The sequence below is a fragment of the Pseudophaeobacter sp. genome (genome assembly GCF_039971195.1).
Lineage (GTDB): Bacteria > Pseudomonadota > Alphaproteobacteria > Rhodobacterales > Rhodobacteraceae > Pseudophaeobacter.
The window spans coordinates 1-19,731 of record NZ_JBDWPJ010000167.1; the positions used below are offsets into that span (position 1 = coordinate 1).

Sequence of the window (19,731 nt, forward strand, 5' to 3'; positions counted from 1 at the left end):
CCCCTCTTATAGAGACCAAGGCCGGGAAGACAATTGGGCGAATGTGTAGCAGGGGCGGGGATGAAAAGGTTTATTGTACTGGGTATTGTGCCCCTCTGCTTGGCCATGGCCGGTATGTTGGTGGCCTTCCCGAGAGAGGCGCGCGACTTTCTTGGTGACTGGTTTGAGCTGGCTGCAGATTTGCTGGGAGTTTTTGTTGCTGGGGTATTTGTCTGGCTTTTGTTTCTTGTCGCGCATCTGGGCCGACGGGAAAGTCGTGCACTTGCTAACCATGACCGAACAGCAGGCTATCGGATTGGGACACGAGTAGTCCTGGTTGTAGTTGCCGGTGTGATGTCATGGCTATCGATCTATGTCGTGTTTTTCGACAAACCGGGGCAGGTGAGTATTGCGGAAGCCATTATGTATCTCGGTGGTCTGCTGCCTCTTTTCTGCCTGTCGGCTTTGGCTGTTATGCGGTCTCGCCAGACCTGGAACGGGCAGCGGATAGAATGGCGCGGATTGTTTCGTCGCGGGGATGCGCTTTGGAGTGACTTGGAACGCGTCGAGCATGGTTCGGAGTTTGGCCAGGTGACTTTTTACTTTTCTGGCAAGAAAAAGCTCACAATCGTTGGTGATTTTCATGAGGCTATTGATGAACTGACCAGAGCTTCAAAAGAGCAGATAGAGCAGCAGGACCAGACACGTGCTATTGGATCAGTTCCGAGTACAAGGAGAGTCACCATCGGGTTCTTGATGTGGGTGACGATGTCTCTGTTGATGCTTGGGATGGCTGGTCTCATGGGGTATCTCTTTTTGCAGAACACCATATCGGTTTTGGGAAATAGGACCTTTGCGAATGTCGTTTGGGCTTTGTTGAGCGCTGGTGGCGGCCTTTACTGTCTTTATTTAGCCTGGCTTTTTCAGGGGCCACGTTATCTTTGGAATGATAAGGCACTGACCCACTTTGGTGGTACTTGGCGGCGGGAAGCATCGATGCCCTGGTCAGATTTACGAGCAGTAGTGCGCGATCAGTTGGATACCGATTCCCGCGTGCTAAGCTTTGCAGGGGGATTGGACTTAAAGGTGTCTGGTAGCCTAAAGGGAGCCAAGGATCTGATTGCATATGCAGAAAGCAGACTAAATGCCTGAACTGCCCGAGGTCGAGACCGTGATGCGGGGATTGCAGCCCTCGATGGAGGGCGCGGTGATTGCCCAGGCACAGGTCAACCGGCCAGATCTGCGCTGGCCCTTTCCAGAGCGCATGGCTGAGCGGTTGACTGGCGCGCGGGTAGTGGCGCTCAGACGGAGGTCAAAATACATCCTGGCGGAGCTGGACCGGGGCGAGACCCTGCTGGTGCATTTGGGCATGTCGGGGCGGATGACGGTCTCGGGCGACCCTCTGGGGCAGTTTGTGCATGACCACCCAAAGGCGGCAAAACATGATCATGTGGTCTTTGACATGGAGAACGGCGCGCGGGTGACCTTCAATGATCCGCGCCGTTTTGGCGCCATGGATCTGATCGAAACGGCAGGGCTGGCCGAGCATAAATTGCTCAAGGTGCTGGGGCCGGAACCCCTAGGCAATGACTTTCATGAGGACCACCTGATTGCCGGTTTCAAAGGCAAGAATTCTCCGGTGAAATCGGCGCTGCTGGATCAGGGAATCATCGCTGGCCTGGGCAATATCTACGTCTGTGAGGCGCTTTTTCGCGCTGGGATCTCGCCAAAACGCAAAGCGGGGCAACTCGCCGCGGCCCGTGTTGCCAGCCTGGTTCCGATCATCCGCAAGGTGCTGGAAGAGGCCATCCAAGCGGGCGGATCATCGCTGAAAGATTTCCGCCAAGCCAATGGAGAACTTGGATATTTTCAGCATAGCTTTGATGTCTATGGCCGCGAAGGGGAGCCCTGTCGGCGGCAGGGCTGTGAGGGCACTATTGCCAGAATCACCCAGTCTGGGCGATCCTCTTTCTACTGTGGCAAGTGCCAAAGATAGCTTGAATGCGATCTTTCTCGTGGTAATGACTCGGTTCTGAACGGAACAATGAAAGCAATATCCATGGCCTATGAGACGATCAACGTCGATGTGCAGGACCACGTTTGCCTTATCAAACTGCATCGCCCTGAGGCGTTGAACGCACTCAATGCAGCGCTCGTTGGCGAGCTTTGCACTGCCCTTGAAGAAGCCGACGCCAGCGACAAGGTGCGTTGCATCGTGCTGACCGGTTCGGAAAAGGCTTTTGCCGCCGGCGCCGACATCAAAGAGATGTCAGAGATGAGCTTCACCGATGTCTACACCAGCAACCTCTTTGGTCAGGTGAATGATCGCATCGTGGCGATCCGCAAGCCGATCATCGCGGCGGTTGCGGGCTATGCGTTGGGCGGCGGCTGCGAGTTGGCGATGCTTTGCGATTTCATAATCGCGGCGGAAACCGCCAAATTCGGTCAGCCGGAAATCAATCTTGGCGTTGTGGCCGGTATTGGTGGCACCCAGCGTCTGACCCGGTTCGTGGGCAAATCCAAATCCATGGATATGAACCTCACCGGTCGCTTCATGGGCGCCGAAGAAGCCGAGCGCGCCGGTCTGGTGTCGCGGGTGGTGCCTGCTAAAAAGCTGATCGAAGAAGCCATGGGCGCGGCGCATAAAATTGCTGAAAAATCCCAGCTCACCGCAATGGCGGTCAAGGAAACGGTCAACCGCAGCTACGAACTGCCGCTGAGCGAAGGCATGTTGTTTGAACGCCGGGTGTTCCACTCGATGTTTGCAACCGAAGACCAGAAAGAGGGCATGGCGGCCTTCCTGGAAAAACGCGAAGCCCAGTTCCGCGACAAGTAATCAACGGGGTCTTACCCCCTATACCAGGGCCGCTCTGCGAGTGTGGCCCTGGTCTCGTTTCGGCAGGTGGTTGGTGCCGGGGCGTTTGAAACAAGGTCTTTTGGCAATTTGCTTGCATCTTGCAGCCCAGCCCATTAAAGACCGCAGCCATACATGCGCGTGCAGCCCGCTTGGCTAGAATCACTCCGTGATCTGATCCGGGTTTGGCTGGCCTGCGCCGACATATAAATATGAACCCGAAGATAAGGTCACAGAGACATGGCAAATACGCCCCAAGCAAAAAAACGCGCCCGTCAGAACGAAAAGCGTTTTGCAGTAAACAAAGCCCGCCGTTCGCGCATCCGCACCTTCCTGCGTAAAGTTGAAGAAGCCATCGAATCTGGCAATAAAGAAGATGCAGCCGCAGCTCTGCGTCTTGCCGCTCCTGAGCTGATGCGTGGCGTGACCAAAGGCGTCTACCACAAGAACACCGCATCGCGGAAAGTCTCTCGCCTGACCGCACGGGTCAAAGCGCTGGGCTGATTCCCGGCTGGGAATTTCTGGCAAGCCAGAAATTGAAAATTTTGAAGGCGTCGCATTTTTGCGGCGTCTTTTCTTTTTGTCCTTATGTGACGGGCGCGTGCTGCAGCTGCGAGAGATTCTTTCGCGGCAAAGCATGAGTCAACATCAGAGTTTCATTGCCGCTGCCCCTCGCAACTTGTTACCACATATACAGCGATTCACTCGCTGGGGGGACAGGCTGCTTGCGGTGATCTTGACGGGCATCAAGGTTACTGAAGGCGCATAGGTTTACTGAAGACCAGTATGGTTTTTAGGGAACCCGCGCTCTACTGTGTTGGATATTCCAACCTGTGGCTTCGTCCCATTTGTGTGCAGAAACGGTATTTTGGTACCAAGGAAAGCGCCACTCTCTGGTGGCATTTTGTTGGCCAGTTCCGTTGCCCGAAAGGGAATGTGGATAGGTTCTCCTGTCCGCAAAGGCATGAGGTATGTGAAAAGCTGCTCCGGGTTTTGGAGCGAAGGGAAGCGATAGGCCAAAAAGACAACGGGCTGCTGCTTGTTTGGGGATGCATGAGGCGCAGGATGACGGAAGAAAAATGGGGACAGCTCAGAACGCGGCTTCTGAAGACTGTTGGTCAAAACAATTTTACGACCTGGATCGAACCGCTTGAGTTCGCTTCAGTTGATGATGGTGTGGCGGTGTTTCACGTGCCAACCAATTTTATGGGCAACTATGTGAGTCAGAATTTTGCAGATCTGATTCTGCATGAGTTCAGCCTATCGGGTGAGCCGGTTCAGCGATTGGCGTTCCGGGTTGCAGCAAACTCTCCGGCCCGTCCGGTTCGCCAGGTTGAACAGCCCGCAGAGCCCTTTGCTGAAATGCAATCTGGTACCGGTGCGCAGGCTGCGGACACACATTGGGAAAAAGATCCGATGCGCCCTTCGGCCCCCGGAAAATCACTGTCCAGCAAGGCCGCGGCATCTGCGCCGATGGATAGCCTGCAGGCAGCCCCCTTGGATCCGCGGTTTACCTTTGACAACTTTGTTGTCGGCAAGCCAAACGAGCTGGCCCATGCTGCGGCCCGCCGTGTGGCCGAAGGTGGCCCGGTGACCTTCAACCCGCTGGTTCTCTATGGTGGTGTGGGTCTGGGTAAGACCCACCTGATGCATGCGATTGCCTGGGAAATCCGCGCGCAGAATCCAAATCTCAACGTGCTCTACCTCTCGGCAGAGCAATTCATGTACCGCTTTGTGCAGGCGCTGCGCGAGCGCAAGATGATGGATTTCAAACATCTGTTCCGCTCGGTGGATGTTCTGATGGTGGATGACGTGCAATTCATCGCCGGCAAGGACTCCACCCAGGAAGAGTTCTTCCATACATTCAACGCCTTGGTTGACCAAAACAAACAGATCATCATTTCTGCGGACCGTGCCCCGGGAGAGATCAAAGATCTGGAAGACCGGGTCAAATCGCGTCTGCAATGCGGCCTGGTGGTGGATCTGCATCCCACCGATTACGAACTGCGTCTTGGCATTTTGCAGACCAAGGTTCAGCAGCAGCAACAGACCTATCCGGATCTGCAGATCAATGATGGTGTGTTGGAATTCCTGGCGCATCGGATCTCGACCAATGTGCGGGTTCTCGAGGGCGCTCTGACCCGGCTCTTTGCCTTTGCCTCGCTGGTTGGACGTGAGATCGACATGGATCTGACCCAGGACTGTCTGGCGGATGTACTGCGCGCCTCAGAGCGCAAAATCACCGTCGAAGAGATCCAGCGCAGGGTCTCGGAATATTACAATATCCGGATGTCTGACATCATCGGCCCCAAGCGTCTGCGTTCGTATGCGCGTCCGCGTCAGGTGGCGATGTACCTTTGTAAAAAGCTCACCAGCCGTAGCCTGCCAGAGATTGGCCGCCGTTTTGGTGGCCGCGATCATACCACGGTCATGCATGGTGTGCGCCGCATCGAAGAGCTGAAATCGACGGATGGGCAGATTGCCGAAGACGTGGAAATGCTGCGCCGCGCGCTCGAATCCTGAGGTCTGCCTCAATCGACACCAAACTGACAACGGCTCCGAGTTTTCGGGGCCGTTTTTTTGTGGAATAGCCATCGCAGATTGGGCCCCTATTTGTCTTCGGATGGGTTCCGTGGCAACGAATGTCAGGGTTTCGCATCATTGCGGGATCTAGCCCCTTGACGCTGCTCGGATTCCCTTGGAAAACTCAATAAAAAGCCTTGTGCATGAGGGGCAAACCGCTACTTTGCCTATCCCGGCTATTGCCATGACTTTGCCAGGCGACAGCGCAGAGGCGCGACGAAGAGGAAAAGCGACATGAAGATCAGCATCGAACGCGGCACACTCCTGAAGGCCGTTGCACAGGCCCAATCGGTGGTTGAGCGCCGCAATACCATTCCGATCCTGGCCAATGTTCTGATCGAAGCCGAAGGCGAGGTGGCGCAGTTCCGTGCCACAGATCTTGATATCGAAGTGGTCGACAAGGCCCCGGCCCAGGTGGAACGCGCTGGTGCCACCACTGTGGCGGCCACCACCCTGCATGAAATCGTGCGCAAGCTGCCGGATGGCGCCCTGGTGACGCTGACCGCTGATGCCGCCACCGGTCGTTTGACCGTGGAAGCCGGACGCTCGAATTTCTCTTTGGCGACCCTGCCGCGCGAAGACTTCCCAGTTATGGCCAGTTCCGAATATCATTCGAACTTTACCGCCAATGCCGCCATGCTGCGTCGTCTCTTTGATAAATCGAAATTTGCTATTTCCACGGAAGAGACCCGGTATTACCTGAATGGCGTCTATATGCATGTCTCTGACGCGGTTGAAGGCGGCAAGGTGCTGCGCTGTGTGGCCACCGATGGCCACCGCCTGGCCCGGATCGATGCTTCCCTGCCCATGGGCGCCGAAGACATGCCGGGGGTGATTGTCCCGCGTAAAACTGTTGGTGAAATGCGCAAGCTGCTGGATGACGACGACATGGATATTGCGGTCTCGGTGTCAGAGACCAAGGTGCGGTTCGCCACTCCCAATATCACCCTGACCTCTAAGGTTATTGATGGCACCTTCCCCGATTACACCCGGGTTATTCCTGCGGGCAATACCCGTCGGCTCGAGGTGGATGCGGATGAATTTGCCCGTGCGGTTGACCGGGTTGCGACGGTATCTTCCGAACGCTCACGCGCGGTGAAGCTGCAGCTGGAAGAGGATCGTTTGATCCTTTCGGTCAATGCGCCTGACAGCGGTGCCGCTGAAGAGGAGCTGGCCGTAGCCTATAGCGACGAACGCCTGGAGATTGGCTTTAACGCCAAATACCTGTTGGAGATTGCCAATCAGGTGGATCGTGAAAACGCGGTCTTTATGTTCAACTCTTCAGGCGATCCGACCTTGATGCGCGAAGGCAGCGACGAAAGCGCTGTTTATGTTGTGATGCCGATGCGCGTCTGACGCGGCAGGTAAGGATCACCGCGCAAGGATTTGCCTGATGGCCCTTTCTGCCGCTTTGCAGCAAAACCGCCTGCCGGGCAGCGGGACGGGAGTTTTTGGGGAAAGATGAGACCGGAACGGACCCCATGCTGGCTTTGACCTCTTTGACATTGTCTCATTTCCGCTCGCATCTGCGGGCGGACTTGCATTTGGATGGGCGACCCGTGGCCATTCATGGCAATAATGGTGCGGGAAAGACCAATATTCTGGAGGCGGTGTCGCTGTTTTCGCCGGGGCGCGGGCTGCGCCGGGCCAGCGCCGCCGAGATGGCGCGCCGCCCTGAAGGCCTGGGCTGGAAGCTGAAAGGCGTGCTGCAAACCTCTGAACAGGCCTATGAGATCGAGACCTGGTCGGATGAAGGCGCTGCGCGTCAGGTCAGGATCGACAATAAGGCCTCGAACCAGATCGCGCTGGGGCAGATTTGCCGGGTGGTCTGGCTGGTGCCGGTGATGGACCGACTTTGGGTGGAGGCCGCCGAGGGGCGTCGCCGGTTTCTGGACCGGATCGCGCTCAGCTTTGACCCCAGCCATGCGGAGGCAACACTGGCCTATGAAAAGGCCATGCGCGAACGCAACAAGCTCTTGAAAGAACAGATCCGCGACGGCGCCTGGTACCGGGTGCTAGAGGCGCAGATGGGCTCGGCAGGGCATCGCATTCATGAGGCCCGCAGCGCTGCTGTCCAGCGGCTGCGGCAGGCGCAGAACGATGCCGAGACCACCTTTCCCACGGCCGATCTGCAATTGATCCAGTCTGAAGGTGAGATGCCGGAGAGCGAGTCGGATCTGGTTACGGCGCTGTCAGAGGGGCGGATGCGGGATATGGCGGTGGGGCGGACATTGGTTGGCCCCCATCGCAGCGATCTGATTGGCACCTATGCCAGCAAGGGGATTGCGGCCAAGGACTGTTCCACCGGGGAGCAAAAGGCGCTTTTGGTCTCGCTTATTCTGGCCAATGCCCGGGCCCTGGCCGCCAGCGAGGGGGCGCCGCCGATCCTATTGCTGGATGAGGTGGCAGCCCATCTGGATAAGGGGCGCCGCGCGGCCCTCTACGAGGAAATCTGCACCCTTGGGGCGCAGGCCTGGATGACCGGCACCGGGCCGGAGCTATTTGCTGAACTGGGCGCGCGGGCGCAGTTATTGGAGGTAGATGAAGCTGAAGGAGTGTCACAGGTGAAAAAATCATGACGGAAGCTGTCAGCGCAGGAATGCGCGCGTTAATTCAGGCAAAGCTGAAGGAGATCGAGACCGAGGAAGATCTGCGTATTCTTTTTGCTGTCGAATCCGGGTCGCGGGCCTGGGGATTTCATTCGCCGGACAGCGACTATGATGTGCGCTTTGTCTATAGTCGCCCACTGTCCTGGCACCTGCGGCTGGATGCAAAGCGGGACGTGGTGGAATACCCCATTGATGATGAGTTGGACCTGTCGGGCTGGGAGCTGGGCAAGGCGTTGAAACTGGCCTGCAATTCCAATGCGGTGATCGCAGAGTGGCTGCAGTCCCCGATCGTTTACTTGGCGGATCAGAGCGCGGTTTCTGCCCTGCGGGAGTTCTGTGACGGGGTGCTCGATCGGCGCGCGGTGACTTGGCACTATGTCCAGTTGATGGAACGCCAGCAGAGCCGCTTGCGCGGACCGGGCGGTGAAATTAGGTTGAAGCGCTATTTCTATATTCTGCGCCCTGCCTTGGCCCTGCGCTGGATGCGGTTGCAGCAGGCTCCGGTTCCGCCAATGAATATGGGTGAGTTGATGCAGGGCTGTGGGCTGGATGCAGCACTGACCGACCAGATTGCTGGTTTGACTCGCCGAAAAGCGGAGTTGCGGGAAAAGGCAGAGGCGATGCCGGATGCGCCGCTGATTGATGCGTTGATTGCCGAGGAAAACCAGGCCGCGAAAGACTGGTTGCAGGCCACGTCGGGCGAGCGGCGCCGGGCCGATTGGCAGGCGGCAAACCAACTGCATCAGAGATTTAGCGCAGATGGCTGAGCGCCTTTGCCTTTGGGCGGAGCTGCCAGGGGCGCGGGCACCGTCGTGACGCTGTCTCCCTGGGATCTGTTGCTCTATGCGGGGGCCTTGTTTGTGCTGTTTCTGACGCCGGGGCCAGTTTGGCTGGCGCTGATGGCGCGGGCGGTTTCTGGTGGGTTTCAGGCCGCCTGGCCTTTGGCGCTGGGGGTGGCTGTTGGGGATCTCATCTGGCCGTTGGTGGCGATTGGTGGCATGACCTGGCTGGCGGCAAGCCTGGGCGAGGTGATGCTGGTGCTGCGCTGGGTCGCCTGCGTGATGTTTGTCTCCATGGGGGTCATGGTCATCCGCAGCGCCGGGCGCGCGGTGACTGAAAACCGCGCCCTGACCCGCCCCGGCGCCTGGGCCGGGTTTGCCGCCGGGGTGGCGGTGATCATGGGCAACCCCAAGGCGATCCTGTTTTACATGGGGCTTTTGCCGGGGTTCTTTGACCTTGGGGCGCTGACCTCGGTGGATGTTGCGGTGATCATTTGCCTGTCTTTTCTGGTGCCGCTTATGGGCAATCTGGTGATGGCAGCCCTGGTGCATTCTCTGCGTGCGGTGATCTCTTCGCCGGCAGCGATGCGGCGGCTTAATCTGACCTCAGGCGCCCTGCTGATCGGGGTTGGCACCCTGCTGCCCTTTACCTGAAGCTTGCAATCGCCTGAGCTGCTTCTGCAGCGCTGACAGGGGTGCATCTAATTCCCTGCCAAGACCTGAGAAAAAGCCCTGCTGCGGGTGACATTGGGGGCTGAGTTGGATATAAAATCTGAAAGTTAAAACAGGAAGTCGCGAATGTCTGAGAACGAACAGAGCCCAGCCGAATATGGTGCAGATTCCATTAAGGTTCTCAAAGGGTTGGAGGCAGTTCGCAAACGTCCTGGCATGTATATCGGTGACACCGATGACGGCTCTGGTCTGCACCACATGGTCTATGAGGTGGTGGACAACGGCATTGATGAGGCCCTGGCCAAACATGCCGATCACGTTCGGGTCACCATTCACGCCGACAGTTCGGTTTCTGTCTATGACAACGGGCGCGGGATTCCGGTGGGCATCCACGAGGAAGAAGGCGTGTCAGCCGCGGAAGTCATCATGACTCAGCTGCACGCGGGCGGCAAATTTGACAGCAACTCCTACAAGGTTTCCGGCGGTCTGCACGGGGTGGGTGTTTCCGTTGTGAACGCCCTGTCCGATTGGTTGGAGCTGCGGATCTGGCGCGAAGGCAAAGAGCATGTCGCCCGGTTCGAACGGGGCGATACTGCAGAGCATTTGAAGGTGGTGCAGGATTGTGGCGATCAGACCGGCACCGAAGTGCGGTTCATGGCCTCGACCGATACGTTCTCCAACCTGGAGTATTCGTTCGAGACTCTGGAGAAACGCCTGCGCGAACTGGCTTTCCTGAACTCGGGCGTCAAGATCATCCTGAGCGACGAACGCCCGGCAGAACGGCTGGAATCCGAGCTGTTCTATGAAGGCGGCGTCAAGGAGTTTGTAAAATACCTCGACCGGTCAAAAACACCGGTTATGGACAGCCCGGTTTACATCATTGGTGAGAAGGACGATATCGGCGTTGAAGTGGCGATGTGGTGGAACGACAGCTACCATGAATCGGTGCTGCCCTTTACTAACAACATTCCGCAGCGTGATGGCGGCACCCATCTGGCGGGCTTTCGTGGCGCGCTGACCCGCACCATCAACAACTACGCACAGTCCAGCGGTATTGCCAAAAAGGAAAAGGTCTCTTTCACCGGTGATGATGCCCGCGAAGGTCTGACCTGCGTTTTGTCGGTGAAAGTGCCGGATCCAAAATTCTCCAGCCAGACCAAGGATAAGTTGGTTTCGTCCGAGGTTCGCCCGGTGGTAGAAAGCCTGGTGAATGAAAAGCTGGCGGAATGGTTTGAGGAAAACCCCAATCAGGCCAAGCAGATCGTTGGCAAGATCGTCGAGGCCGCCCTGGCCCGCGAAGCCGCCCGCAAGGCGCGTGAGCTGACCCGCCGCAAGACTGCGATGGATGTGAACTTCCTGGCTGGTAAGCTGAAAGACTGCTCTGAAAAAGACCCCTCCAAGACCGAAGTCTTCCTGGTGGAGGGGGATTCTGCTGGTGGCTCCGCCCAGACAGGGCGCGACCGTCAGACCCAGGCGATCCTGCCGCTGCGGGGTAAGATCCTGAACGTGGAGCGGGCGCGGTTTGACCGGATGCTGGGCAGCCAGGAGATTGGCAACCTGGTGATGGCTCTGGGCACCGGCATCGGCCGCGATGAGTTCAATATCGACAAGCTGCGCTACCATAAGATTGTCATCATGACCGATGCGGATGTCGACGGCGCCCATATCCGGACCCTGCTGCTGACCTTCTTCTATCGTCAGATGCCGGAACTGATCGAAGGCGGTTTTCTCTATATCGCCCAGCCGCCGCTTTACAAAGTGGCCCGTGGCAAATCCGAGGTCTATCTGAAGGATCAGGCGGCGCTGGATGACTATCTGATCCATCAGGGCGTCGAAGGGGCGACGCTGAAATTGGGTTCCGGCGAAGAACTGGTCGGTCAGGATCTGGCCCGTGTCGTGGATGAGGCGCGTCAGCTGAAGCGGGTGCTGGATGCCTTCCCGACCCATTATCCGCGCCACATTCTGGAGCAGGCCGCAGTGGCAGGCGCCTTTGTGCCGGGCGCGGTGGATGCGGATCTGCAGGGGGTCGCCGACAAGGTTGCCGCCCGGCTTGATCTCATTGCGCTGGAATATGAAAAGGGCTGGCAGGGCCGGATCACCCAGGATCACGGTATTCGTCTTGCGCGTATTCTGCGCGGTGTCGAAGAGGTCCGCACCCTGGACGGGCCGATGCTGCGCTCAGGCGAGGCCCGCAAGACCGGCAGTTTCACCAAGAGCTTGCAAGAGATCTACAGCACCTCGGGTCAATTGGTGCGCCGCGACCGCACCATCGCCATCCACGGCCCGCTGGATCTGCTCAAGGCGATCATGGACGAAGGCGAAAAGGGCCTGTCGCTGCAGCGCTACAAAGGTCTGGGTGAGATGAACCCCGACCAGCTTTGGGAGACCACTCTGGACCCGGATGCCCGGACCCTGTTGCAGGTGCAGGTGGACGACATGGTTGAAGCGGATGACCTCTTTACCAAGCTGATGGGCGATGTGGTTGAACCGCGTCGGGAGTTCATCCAGAAAAACGCGCTGAGCGTGGAAAATCTGGATTTCTAAGCGCTTGTAGGTTCGGGCATAACTTTGCACTTCGAGCATAACTTTGCACTCGGACGGCATCATGTAGATTTTTCGTAGCACTGCGGGCATCCGATATTTTCGCGGGAATTGCCTATAGTGCTGCGGAAGGGGGGGGGATCCCAGGACGGATGAGTTCGTTACCTATCGGCGCGGGGTTGGCGTTTTTCGCCCGCATACCGCCAACGATGCATCATAGCATGGACGCCTGAATGAAACGGCAGGATCCCAGGCAGGACACGCCCGGCGTCTAACTGATATTGTACCGCCTGTTGCTCTACATGGGCAACAAACTCGGCGCGAGATTCGTTTGACCTCGACTAAATCAGAATAGTTCTCTGGGCCGGCCTACGTTTGCATCAGTCGGCCAACATTCGATCACTTCGGGCTACAAGTAGCGCCATGACGAGGTCGTCATGGACGCGAAATGACTGCTCGCCTATTTCGATCCGATCAGCCCCGGGCACATCGAACCAGGTATCTGCATCCAGGTCAGACATAGTTACATCGTCCTGAGAGCCGTTGAAGAGGATGCTGTAAGCGTTGCTCTGTGAATCCAAGAGGCGGCGTGGCCACCATTGATGGCCGATGCTCTTTGATGAAATGTGCCACGCATATCCTGATTTGTTGTAGGCAGCGAGGATGCAAGGTTCCTTCTCCATCTCCACGAGTCGATAAGCCATCGCGGTCTTGCTGGTATTGAAGGTGTCGGCGAGCTGCCGAACAGCGTGCATGTTGAACTTTCTATAATCCCTGAGAATTGGCTTGAGCATAAACTCAGGCATCAGGAGTTCCGCAGCAAATTGGTTCGCAGACTTCTCTCGTGAGAGTCCATTTCGCCGCCCACCCGAACCACCAATGTCCTCTTTACTGCATACCAGAAGTTGACCTCTATGTCGTTCCCAGTGACCAATTTCGTGCGCCAGGGAGAAACGTTGCCGGAGTTGGTTCGCTCGATCATCGATTGAGATGATCGCGCGGCCAAGCCTTGTGTCAGCCAGAAGGTAGGCCTCGCATCCGTCAAGTTCCCTGAACTTGACCTTGGCGTCTGATCTACGGGTGGATGAACGCGGGGATCTGGTGATTAGAACGAGATAGCAACCTGCTTGATGGTGCCGCACCGTTCTACCGTTGCTATCAGACTCAGATTGGCCGCTACATTGCGACAGGGGCGATAGAGCCGAAGTTCTACGTCGCCATGTGCAAGGCCCTGAACCTGATGGACCCAATTTTTGCTGACCAGATGAACCGCAAAAACTGGCCGACTATGTGCAAGGGCGTTGCTGCTGCGATTAAGGGAATGGATTTGGACATTTTGCAGAGGGCAGTAGATACGCCGGATGCTTGTCTCTCATGGGTGGTCCCCTTGGGGGATGTTGGAAAGTTCGGCTACATGAAGGCAGGTCAGACGATCCTCCGAGACAACGGCTTGACCACCGTTTCTGCGGCACCTAGGTTCACCCCAGTAGAATGAATGAACTGACCTCCGCGAGGCGAGACAAGAAACGATCAATCTGGCGTGAGGGGCCGCCGCAACGGCAACTTTCATCCTAAATGACCTTCTCGAGGGGTGTAACCCGAAGGGCGAGTTGGAGCCGTTTGCTGCCTTCAAGAGCTTTGGGGGAGAGCTGAGTTTCACTATCCAAGAATGATGGAGACACGCAAAACAGCTTTGAAATTGTGGTGCTAAGTTATGGTCAAGATCGAGTGCAAAGTTAGCGTTATGAAGATGGGATTTTCTCAATTGTCGCGTCAGCACAGTGCAAATTTATGCTCGGCCCTACAGCGGTTGTAGGTTCAGGCACAGCTTTGCTCTCCGTCGTGAACGCCTGGAGAGCAAAGCGGCTGTGGCCAGCCCCGGATTGGCGGACGTCCAGAAAACTTTTACAGAGGCGTCCCCATGGCCACCAAATCTAAGCTGCACCCCCGTAACCAACACATAAATGGCTATGATTTTGTGCGTTTGGGGGCGCAGACACCTGAGCTCAAGGCCTTCACGATCAGTAATCCTGCGGGCCGGACAACGATTGATTTTCAAGATGTGAGCGCCGTCCGTATGCTCAACCGGGCTTTGCTCAAGGCGCATTACGATATTGAGTATTGGGACATTCCCGAGGGTTACCTATGCCCACCCATTCCCGGCCGGGTTGACTACATCCACTATCTCGCGGACCTGCTTGCAGACAGCAACAACCAAGAGATCCCCAGAGGTGGCGATATCAAAGTCTTGGACATCGGTACCGGTGCAAGCCTGGTGTATCCCCTCGCGGGCCAAAGCGAATATGGTTGGCATTTCACGGGCGTCGACATCGACGCGGGCGCGCTCAAGTCAGCCCGAAAAATTTGCGAATTCAACAATTTGGAAATTTCTCTAAGGCGTCAAAACAATCGCGAGAATATCTTTCGCGGTGTGATCCAGCCCAAGGATGCTTTTCACCTAACCATGTGCAATCCACCTTTCCATGGGTCTATCGAACAGGCCAACAAGGGGACCCAAAGAAAATGGGCGAACCTTGGCAAAGGGCGTTCGACAAAGCTCAACTTTGGTGGCCAGAATGCTGAACTTTGGTGTCCTGGTGGCGAGACAAAGTTTATCGCCCGTATGGTTGATCAGAGCAGGGAATTCGCCGACCAGTGCCTGTGGTTTACTTCTTTGGTGTCGAAAAAGGACAACCTTCAGCCCCTCTCTCGCATTCTAAAAAGAGCAAGGGTTGCTGACTACAAAGTCGTGGAGATGGCGCAGGGGCAAAAGATAAGTCGTTTTATCGCCTGGACTTACAAGAAGAGAAACCAACGCTCCCTATTTGCAAAAAGAGATCGAGCGTAGAAGCCCCCTTTACGTTGCGGTCATGGCAGGCTGCTGCAGTGCCATGACCCCGCAGTCTGACAGGGGCTGCTTAGGACCAGAACCGGCCCTTTGATTTTTTCTGGTCATGCAGATCGCCCCCTGCGACACGGTCCCAGAACCGGCCGCCTATAAGCTGCTCAGCGTCGTAGGTGACCACCAGATAATCCTCCAGATCCCCATCAAGCGCCTGATTGTCGAGCTTGAAGGTCCAGAGCGACAGCTGCCCTCGCTTGTTTTCGGTCAGCACGCTTTTGACAAAGGCATGGGGAATGGGGATGTCGATGCCAGAGGCGTCACTGTCGTCGCCAATGGTCTCGATGATCTTGCCAAAATAAAACACCGGCGCGGTCAGCACATAGGTTTCAAAGATGTCCGGGTCCTGGTCCAGCGTCCGTACGGCCTTTTCCAGCCGCTTCCAGACGCCGCGATTAAACGACGGCACCTGCGGGCTCATGTTGGAGAGCAGAAAGGTTTCGCTGTTTTGGATATGCAGTAGGTCCTTGTCGGCGCTAGCGACCAGATGCCCGCGGTCAAAACCGCTGCCTTCATAGGCGCCCAGCCCGGCGCGAAATCGCCGCGGCACCCTGAGGTCGGCGCGAAAGTAATCCTTGCGCTCGACCTCTGGCAGGTCGTGCACCATCATGGATTCCTGGCTGATGATCTCCAGCGTCCATTTGGCCTGGCGGTGATGCCAAGAGTAGCCGATTGAAAAGAACCTGTTGGTGAGAATTTGATCGCAGACCGGGGCACCATAGCGCAGCTCTGGCTGCATTTGAAAGGGATCGTTCATGGGGAACTCCAGGAATTGATTTCTGAAAATGTGAGCTTCTGGAAGCTCCAGAGTAACACATTTTCAAAACGCCTCAGAGTTGTTTTGCACTGGTTTCTGTTCGAACTGGCTGCCTCCCCGTCGCAACGGGGAGGGTCTTGGGTTTGGCGGCGCTAATCAGTCGCTGACGGAAAGACGGCCGTCCAGCTTGGCACCTGTGGCGGCATCAATTGGGCCCATGGCGCGGATCGCCGCGATGACCTCATTGCGATAGACCAGACCGGTATGCTCCCAGGGCAGGCGACGCACATCAAAGCTGGAAAACTCTCCAGCCACACCGCCACCAATGGGCTTGCCATTCCAGGTCTCACCAAAGGCACCCAGCGAGATATAGGTGGGGAAGGCCAGGGTGTAGCTTTTGTCCAGCACCGCATTGATGGGCTGCCCCTGCAGGGTGATATCGACGGCCTTGGCCTCAGAAACCGCGCTGCCCTGCTCGATCCGGTACCGGATACCAGAGGAGAAGTGCAAAAAGCCCCGCGATACAAACCCGCCCAGGTCGGTGCCATCGACCTCATCGCCGCGCAACAGGCGTTTGGCGTTGGAATTCAAGATGTCGCGAATCTGCGCCCCGGTCACCGTGGCCACATCCACCTGATCAGCATAGGGCATCACGTCGAACCATTCCCGGAAGGTCAGCGGGCCTTTGTTGATGCCAGTGCTCAGCCCGGTGGCATTGAACAGGGCAAAATCGACCCTGCCGCTGGGAAAGGTGTCAGAGCGTTCAACCAGGGCGTCGTTCATGAAATTGGCCAGGGCCACTTCGCCGACATAGCGATCCGCGACGGTCTGGTCGTGATTGACCAGGCTGTCGTCCTTCACCTCACCGATGACCTCAGACAGTTTGCTCTCCAGCGCGGTGATCAGTGGCGCCATGACCTCGGCCTCAAAGCCGGCATCAAAATCGCCGTCATGCTCAAGGGAGGCGTATTTCTCATCGCCCTCAGTCACCCGGTCATCGCGTTTTTTGATGGCATGCAGAGCCACGCTGGAGAACCAGGCATCGCGGCCCTGATCGGCGGCAATGGACATGGCGACCTCGCCCAGGAACTTGCCATTGGCCGAGGCCTGGGTCAGCAGCAGGCCATTGACCATATTGTCCGCCTCGATCCCGCTCTGGTTCAGGGTGGTGTGCGAATGGCCCCCGATCAGCACACAGGGTTTGCTGCCAAGGCCGCCGATGGCCTCGGCAATGGAGAAATCACCTTCGCCGATTTTGCGCGCCGTTGCTGCCTTGCCAGAGGCATGCATGTCGCGGCCATAGCCACAGTGGGATAGGATTACCACCACGTCAGAAACCGCCTCAACTGCCTTATAGATATTGGCAGCGGCGCGGACCGGGCTGGCGACGTCCAGCGTGGGGTCTGCCTCCATGCCGACGCGGGTGTCGACGGCGGTGGTCAACCCGATAAAGCCAATGCGCAGGCCTTTGACTTCACCAATGGCGGCAGCAACATAGTCTTCGTCGCGGGTCATATAGGCAGAGCCATGAACATTGGCAGACAACACTGGGAAATCTGCGTCCTTGTCGATGCCCAGCTTGAGCATCTCGCCACCCCGGTCAAATTCGTGATTGCCAAGAACCGCCAGATCTACCCCGGCAGCCGAGGCCGCGCGGTAGCCTGCATCGGCGACAAATTCCTCTGGGGCCCAGCCCAGCAATTCATCAAACACAGAGCCAGTGTGATCATCCCCGGCAGAGAGGAACAGCACGATTTCATTTTCCGCGGCAGCAGCTTTGGTCGTGTTCACCCGTTGCACCATCTGAGCCAGACGATGGGTATCGCCCTTCTTCTTGTGCAGATCGGTCATATGGTTGTGCATATCGTTGAAATGCATCAAGCGCAGAACGCGACGTTCTCCGGGAGCCAAAGTGCGGGTCGGGACCGCCGCGCCATCCTCGCTGACGATGGTGGTAATCGGCTGAGACAGCGCGTCGCCCTTGAGCAGGAACAGACGCTCGAACATCCCCTTTGGGTTTGGGGTGCCCGGGACCATCAGCATTTCGCCAGCAGCAGCGCGGGCATTGGCGCGGGTGACAAAGCTGGGGGTGAGGGCAGCAGCAGCGGCCAGAGCGGCAGAGGAGGTCATGAAGCGGCGGCGGGTTACATGTGACATTGGGCTTCCTTGAACGAATTTCAGCCCGCGCTGTCTAGAGTATCAAAATGACAGTAAGGTTGCAGTTTCTTAAGGGTTTGATGACCTTCCCTGAGCCTGCAGGGCCAGGCGACAGAGGGGCCGCGAAAACAAGGTGCCGGAGGGTCGACACTCCTGTATTGCTGGGGGTGGGAGCGACCACTAGGGGCGTAAACCCCGAACTATCGGTTCTCGGGTCAGATTAAGGGGAAGACATGAGCGCATTTGACGAAGACCTGTTTCTCAAGGGGCTGGAGCAACGTAAATCAACGCTCGGCGCGGAATACGTCGAGAAAAATCTGGCTGCAGCCGATGATTTCACCCGCCCCTTTCAGGAGGCGATGACTGCTTGGTGCTGGGGCTTTGGCTGGGGCGACGATGTGATCGACGCCAAGACCCGGTCGATGATGAACCTGTCGATGATTGGTGCGCTGGGGAAAATGCATGAGTGGGAAATCCACTGCTGTGGCGCCATCAACAATGGGGTATCGCAGGATGAAATCCGCGCCATTATTCATGTGATTGGCATCTATTGCGGTGTCCCGCAGGCGCTCGAGTGTTTTCGCGTCGCACGCAGGGTCCTCGAAGAGCAATAGCGTCGGGCTCATCAGTGGAAATCTGGCAGCAGTGTGTCATCGCCTCTTAGGTTTGGCAGCCAAGGGCGATCCTTCCGGATCGGAAAATTTTAAGATTCGCCCAGTGTAGCGCGCAATTCGGCTCTCAGTTCCCCACTCTGAGCGGCTGATTTGCGCGGTTGGGGCTCCTGGGGCGGTTCAATCTAAAATTGAACCGTGATGATTTGCGGCCCCCAGAATCAAAACCCAACTCCGTTTGAGTTTGCTGCATTGCAAAAACCCCTTAAGGCGCAGTGTAGATTAATTAATTTTTTCAGTTGGTTAGTGTTTGATCTCTCGGCTGTGACGCCTGATACGCGCTGTAAATTAGGGGGTAGCCCCGCAAATCCTGGAAAATTGTTTCTTTTTCCCAAGACCCATTTTTTAGGAATTTAGATTCTGTAAGGAAATTTGCCGCAGAAACTGGGGGATGAAAGTTGCTATCTCAGATGTAGCACTCATGGTGGCCGCTTCGGTCATTGTGATCTGTTCGCCAGTCTTGCCGCTGTTTTTGCAGGCGCGCCCCCAAGTTGGAGATGTAGCGTTGGTTCTCGCTGCGCCTTGGGGCAATGCCGCACGGATAGCCGAACAGGCTGAGGTACAGGAAGTTGCACCTGAGCGCGCCCCACTTGGTGTGTTGGTGACTCTGGAAAGTTCTCAAAGTGTCGACCGCCTCTATTCGAACGGTGCGTGGTTGGTGGTCGATGGAAAGCGAGTGTTAGAGTTATGCGCAATATGATGCCCTTTGGGGGGAAAAAGAAAAGCACAAGCGGCCAGTTCTCAAACGAACATGGCCTGCAGCAAATCACCAGCTGGCTGATGGTCCCCGGACCTGGGCTTGCGGCCTATTTCCTGGCTGGCAATGCCAATTGGTGGGTGTTTGCTGCGATCAGCGTGACGCTGGGTGTTCTGGCCTTTCTGTCAAAGAAGATGCCAATCTCGACCAGCAACTACCTGTTGAGCTTTTGTTTTGTCGCGCATTGTATTCTCTTTACAGCCGCGCTGAGCGGTCATGCCTGGCAGCTGGACGCGCATATGCTGTTCTTTGCGGTGCTCGCCATTGTATCGACCCTGGGAAGCCCAAAGGCGCTAATCTTTGCCACGGTTCTGGTTGCCCTGCACCATATCTCCTTCAGCTTCCTGCTGCCCAAAATGGTCTATCCCGGCGGTGATCTGATGCAGAACCTGCAGCGGACCGTATTGCACGCGGTGATTGTTCTGCTCGAAGCGGGTGTTTTGTTGGTGAGCTTGCTGAAGAGCATTGCC

General features: G+C 56.8%; 17 protein-coding genes and 1 pseudogene. 15 read left to right on the top strand and 3 right to left on the bottom strand.

Annotated features, from left to right (window positions below; genetic code table 11):
• Positions 1-60: 60 nt before the first annotated feature.
• The 10 genes from ABJP42_RS14800 (at position 61) to gyrB (ending at position 12,020) form a co-directional block, all read left to right on the top strand.
• On the top strand, positions 61-1,131 hold the full coding sequence (locus ABJP42_RS14800) for a hypothetical protein (RefSeq protein ID WP_348341672.1): 1,071 nt from the start codon (positions 61-63) through the stop codon (positions 1,129-1,131).
• A complete protein-coding gene (gene mutM / locus ABJP42_RS14805) occupies positions 1,124-1,975 on the top strand; it encodes a bifunctional DNA-formamidopyrimidine glycosylase/DNA-(apurinic or apyrimidinic site) lyase (protein WP_348341674.1) in 852 nt (283 codons plus the stop codon). The genes ABJP42_RS14800 and mutM overlap by 8 nt, the downstream gene beginning before the upstream one ends.
• Before the next feature lie 63 nt (positions 1,976-2,038).
• The gene (acuK, locus tag ABJP42_RS14810) at positions 2,039-2,815 is read left to right on the top strand and encodes an acryloyl-CoA hydratase (RefSeq protein WP_348341703.1); all 777 of its coding nucleotides are present in this window, start codon (positions 2,039-2,041) and stop codon (positions 2,813-2,815) included.
• Between the two features lie 258 nt (positions 2,816-3,073).
• A complete protein-coding gene (gene rpsT / locus ABJP42_RS14815) occupies positions 3,074-3,337 on the top strand; it encodes a 30S ribosomal protein S20 (RefSeq protein ID WP_348341676.1) in 264 nt (87 codons plus the stop codon).
• Positions 3,338-3,898: 561 nt separating this feature from the next.
• Positions 3,899-5,356, top strand: coding sequence for a chromosomal replication initiator protein DnaA (gene dnaA / locus ABJP42_RS14820; protein WP_348341678.1), 1,458 nt, complete (start codon positions 3,899-3,901; stop codon positions 5,354-5,356).
• Positions 5,357-5,650: 294 nt separating this feature from the next.
• The gene (gene dnaN / locus ABJP42_RS14825) at positions 5,651-6,772 is read left to right on the top strand and encodes a DNA polymerase III subunit beta (protein ID WP_348341680.1); all 1,122 of its coding nucleotides are present in this window, start codon (positions 5,651-5,653) and stop codon (positions 6,770-6,772) included.
• Between the two features lie 125 nt (positions 6,773-6,897).
• Positions 6,898-7,995: a DNA replication/repair protein RecF gene (recF, locus tag ABJP42_RS14830; RefSeq protein ID WP_348341682.1), complete on the top strand. Its 1,098-nt coding sequence runs from the start codon at positions 6,898-6,900 to the stop codon at positions 7,993-7,995.
• Positions 7,992-8,792, top strand: coding sequence for a nucleotidyltransferase domain-containing protein (locus ABJP42_RS14835; RefSeq protein WP_348341684.1), 801 nt, complete (start codon positions 7,992-7,994; stop codon positions 8,790-8,792). Before recF ends, ABJP42_RS14835 begins: the two co-directional genes overlap by 4 nt.
• Positions 8,793-8,837: 45 nt before the next feature.
• Positions 8,838-9,458 (top strand): LysE family translocator, encoded by a 621-nt coding sequence (locus tag ABJP42_RS14840; RefSeq protein WP_348341686.1) that lies wholly within the window; start codon positions 8,838-8,840, stop codon positions 9,456-9,458.
• A gap of 144 nt (positions 9,459-9,602) precedes the next feature.
• Positions 9,603-12,020 (top strand): DNA topoisomerase (ATP-hydrolyzing) subunit B, encoded by a 2,418-nt coding sequence (gene gyrB, locus ABJP42_RS14845; RefSeq protein WP_348341688.1) that lies wholly within the window; start codon positions 9,603-9,605, stop codon positions 12,018-12,020.
• A gap of 377 nt (positions 12,021-12,397) precedes the next feature.
• On the opposite strand, the gene ABJP42_RS14850 is transcribed toward gyrB, so the two are convergent.
• On the bottom strand, positions 12,398-13,159 hold the full coding sequence (locus ABJP42_RS14850; protein ID WP_348341690.1) for an ImmA/IrrE family metallo-endopeptidase: 762 nt from the start codon (positions 13,157-13,159) through the stop codon (positions 12,398-12,400).
• Here ABJP42_RS14850 and ABJP42_RS14855 point away from each other — a divergent pair.
• Positions 13,141-13,512, top strand: a complete 372-nt coding sequence (locus tag ABJP42_RS14855; protein WP_348341705.1) for a CoA transferase — start codon at positions 13,141-13,143, stop codon at positions 13,510-13,512. The genes ABJP42_RS14850 and ABJP42_RS14855 overlap by 19 nt on opposite strands.
• 426 nt (positions 13,513-13,938) lie before the next feature.
• The gene (rlmF, locus tag ABJP42_RS14860) at positions 13,939-14,865 is read left to right on the top strand and encodes a 23S rRNA (adenine(1618)-N(6))-methyltransferase RlmF (protein ID WP_348341692.1); all 927 of its coding nucleotides are present in this window, start codon (positions 13,939-13,941) and stop codon (positions 14,863-14,865) included.
• 70 nt (positions 14,866-14,935) lie between these two features.
• Here the strand turns inward: rlmF and ABJP42_RS14865 are convergent, their stop codons facing one another.
• Entirely contained in the window at positions 14,936-15,676 is a 741-nt protein-coding gene (locus ABJP42_RS14865) for a DNA/RNA non-specific endonuclease (RefSeq protein WP_348341694.1), read from the bottom strand.
• A 156-nt stretch (positions 15,677-15,832) separates the two neighbouring features.
• A complete protein-coding gene (locus tag ABJP42_RS14870) occupies positions 15,833-17,833 on the bottom strand; it encodes a bifunctional metallophosphatase/5'-nucleotidase (protein WP_348341696.1) in 2,001 nt (666 codons plus the stop codon).
• 233 nt (positions 17,834-18,066) lie between these two features.
• Here ABJP42_RS14870 and ABJP42_RS14875 point away from each other — a divergent pair, with 233 nt between their 5' ends.
• The 3 genes and pseudogenes from ABJP42_RS14875 to ABJP42_RS14885 all read left to right on the top strand — a co-directional run.
• Complete coding sequence (locus ABJP42_RS14875) at positions 18,067-18,447, top strand: carboxymuconolactone decarboxylase family protein (protein ID WP_348341698.1); 381 nt, start codon at positions 18,067-18,069, stop codon at positions 18,445-18,447.
• A 448-nt stretch (positions 18,448-18,895) separates the two neighbouring features.
• Complete coding sequence (locus ABJP42_RS14880) at positions 18,896-19,204, top strand: hypothetical protein (protein WP_348341701.1); 309 nt, start codon at positions 18,896-18,898, stop codon at positions 19,202-19,204.
• Between the two features lie 80 nt (positions 19,205-19,284).
• Positions 19,285-19,731: pseudogene (locus ABJP42_RS14885) on the top strand (methyl-accepting chemotaxis protein); the annotation flags it as partial.

Coding starts and splice junctions, on each gene's coding strand:
- ABJP42_RS14800 (WP_348341672.1), top strand. CDS start 61: ATGAAAAGGTTTATTGTACTGGGTATTGTGCCCCTCTGCTTGGCCATG.
- mutM (WP_348341674.1), top strand. CDS start 1,124: ATGCCTGAACTGCCCGAGGTCGAGACCGTGATGCGGGGATTGCAGCCC.
- acuK (WP_348341703.1), top strand. CDS start 2,039: ATGGCCTATGAGACGATCAACGTCGATGTGCAGGACCACGTTTGCCTT.
- rpsT (WP_348341676.1), top strand. CDS start 3,074: ATGGCAAATACGCCCCAAGCAAAAAAACGCGCCCGTCAGAACGAAAAG.
- dnaA (WP_348341678.1), top strand. CDS start 3,899: ATGACGGAAGAAAAATGGGGACAGCTCAGAACGCGGCTTCTGAAGACT.
- dnaN (WP_348341680.1), top strand. CDS start 5,651: ATGAAGATCAGCATCGAACGCGGCACACTCCTGAAGGCCGTTGCACAG.
- recF (WP_348341682.1), top strand. CDS start 6,898: ATGCTGGCTTTGACCTCTTTGACATTGTCTCATTTCCGCTCGCATCTG.
- ABJP42_RS14835 (WP_348341684.1), top strand. CDS start 7,992: ATGACGGAAGCTGTCAGCGCAGGAATGCGCGCGTTAATTCAGGCAAAG.
- gyrB (WP_348341688.1), top strand. CDS start 9,603: ATGTCTGAGAACGAACAGAGCCCAGCCGAATATGGTGCAGATTCCATT.
- rlmF (WP_348341692.1), top strand. CDS start 13,939: ATGGCCACCAAATCTAAGCTGCACCCCCGTAACCAACACATAAATGGC.
- ABJP42_RS14865 (WP_348341694.1), bottom strand. CDS start 15,676: ATGAACGATCCCTTTCAAATGCAGCCAGAGCTGCGCTATGGTGCCCCG.
- ABJP42_RS14870 (WP_348341696.1), bottom strand. CDS start 17,833: ATGTCACATGTAACCCGCCGCCGCTTCATGACCTCCTCTGCCGCTCTG.
- ABJP42_RS14875 (WP_348341698.1), top strand. CDS start 18,067: ATGAGCGCATTTGACGAAGACCTGTTTCTCAAGGGGCTGGAGCAACGT.
- ABJP42_RS14880 (WP_348341701.1), top strand. CDS start 18,896: ATGAAAGTTGCTATCTCAGATGTAGCACTCATGGTGGCCGCTTCGGTC.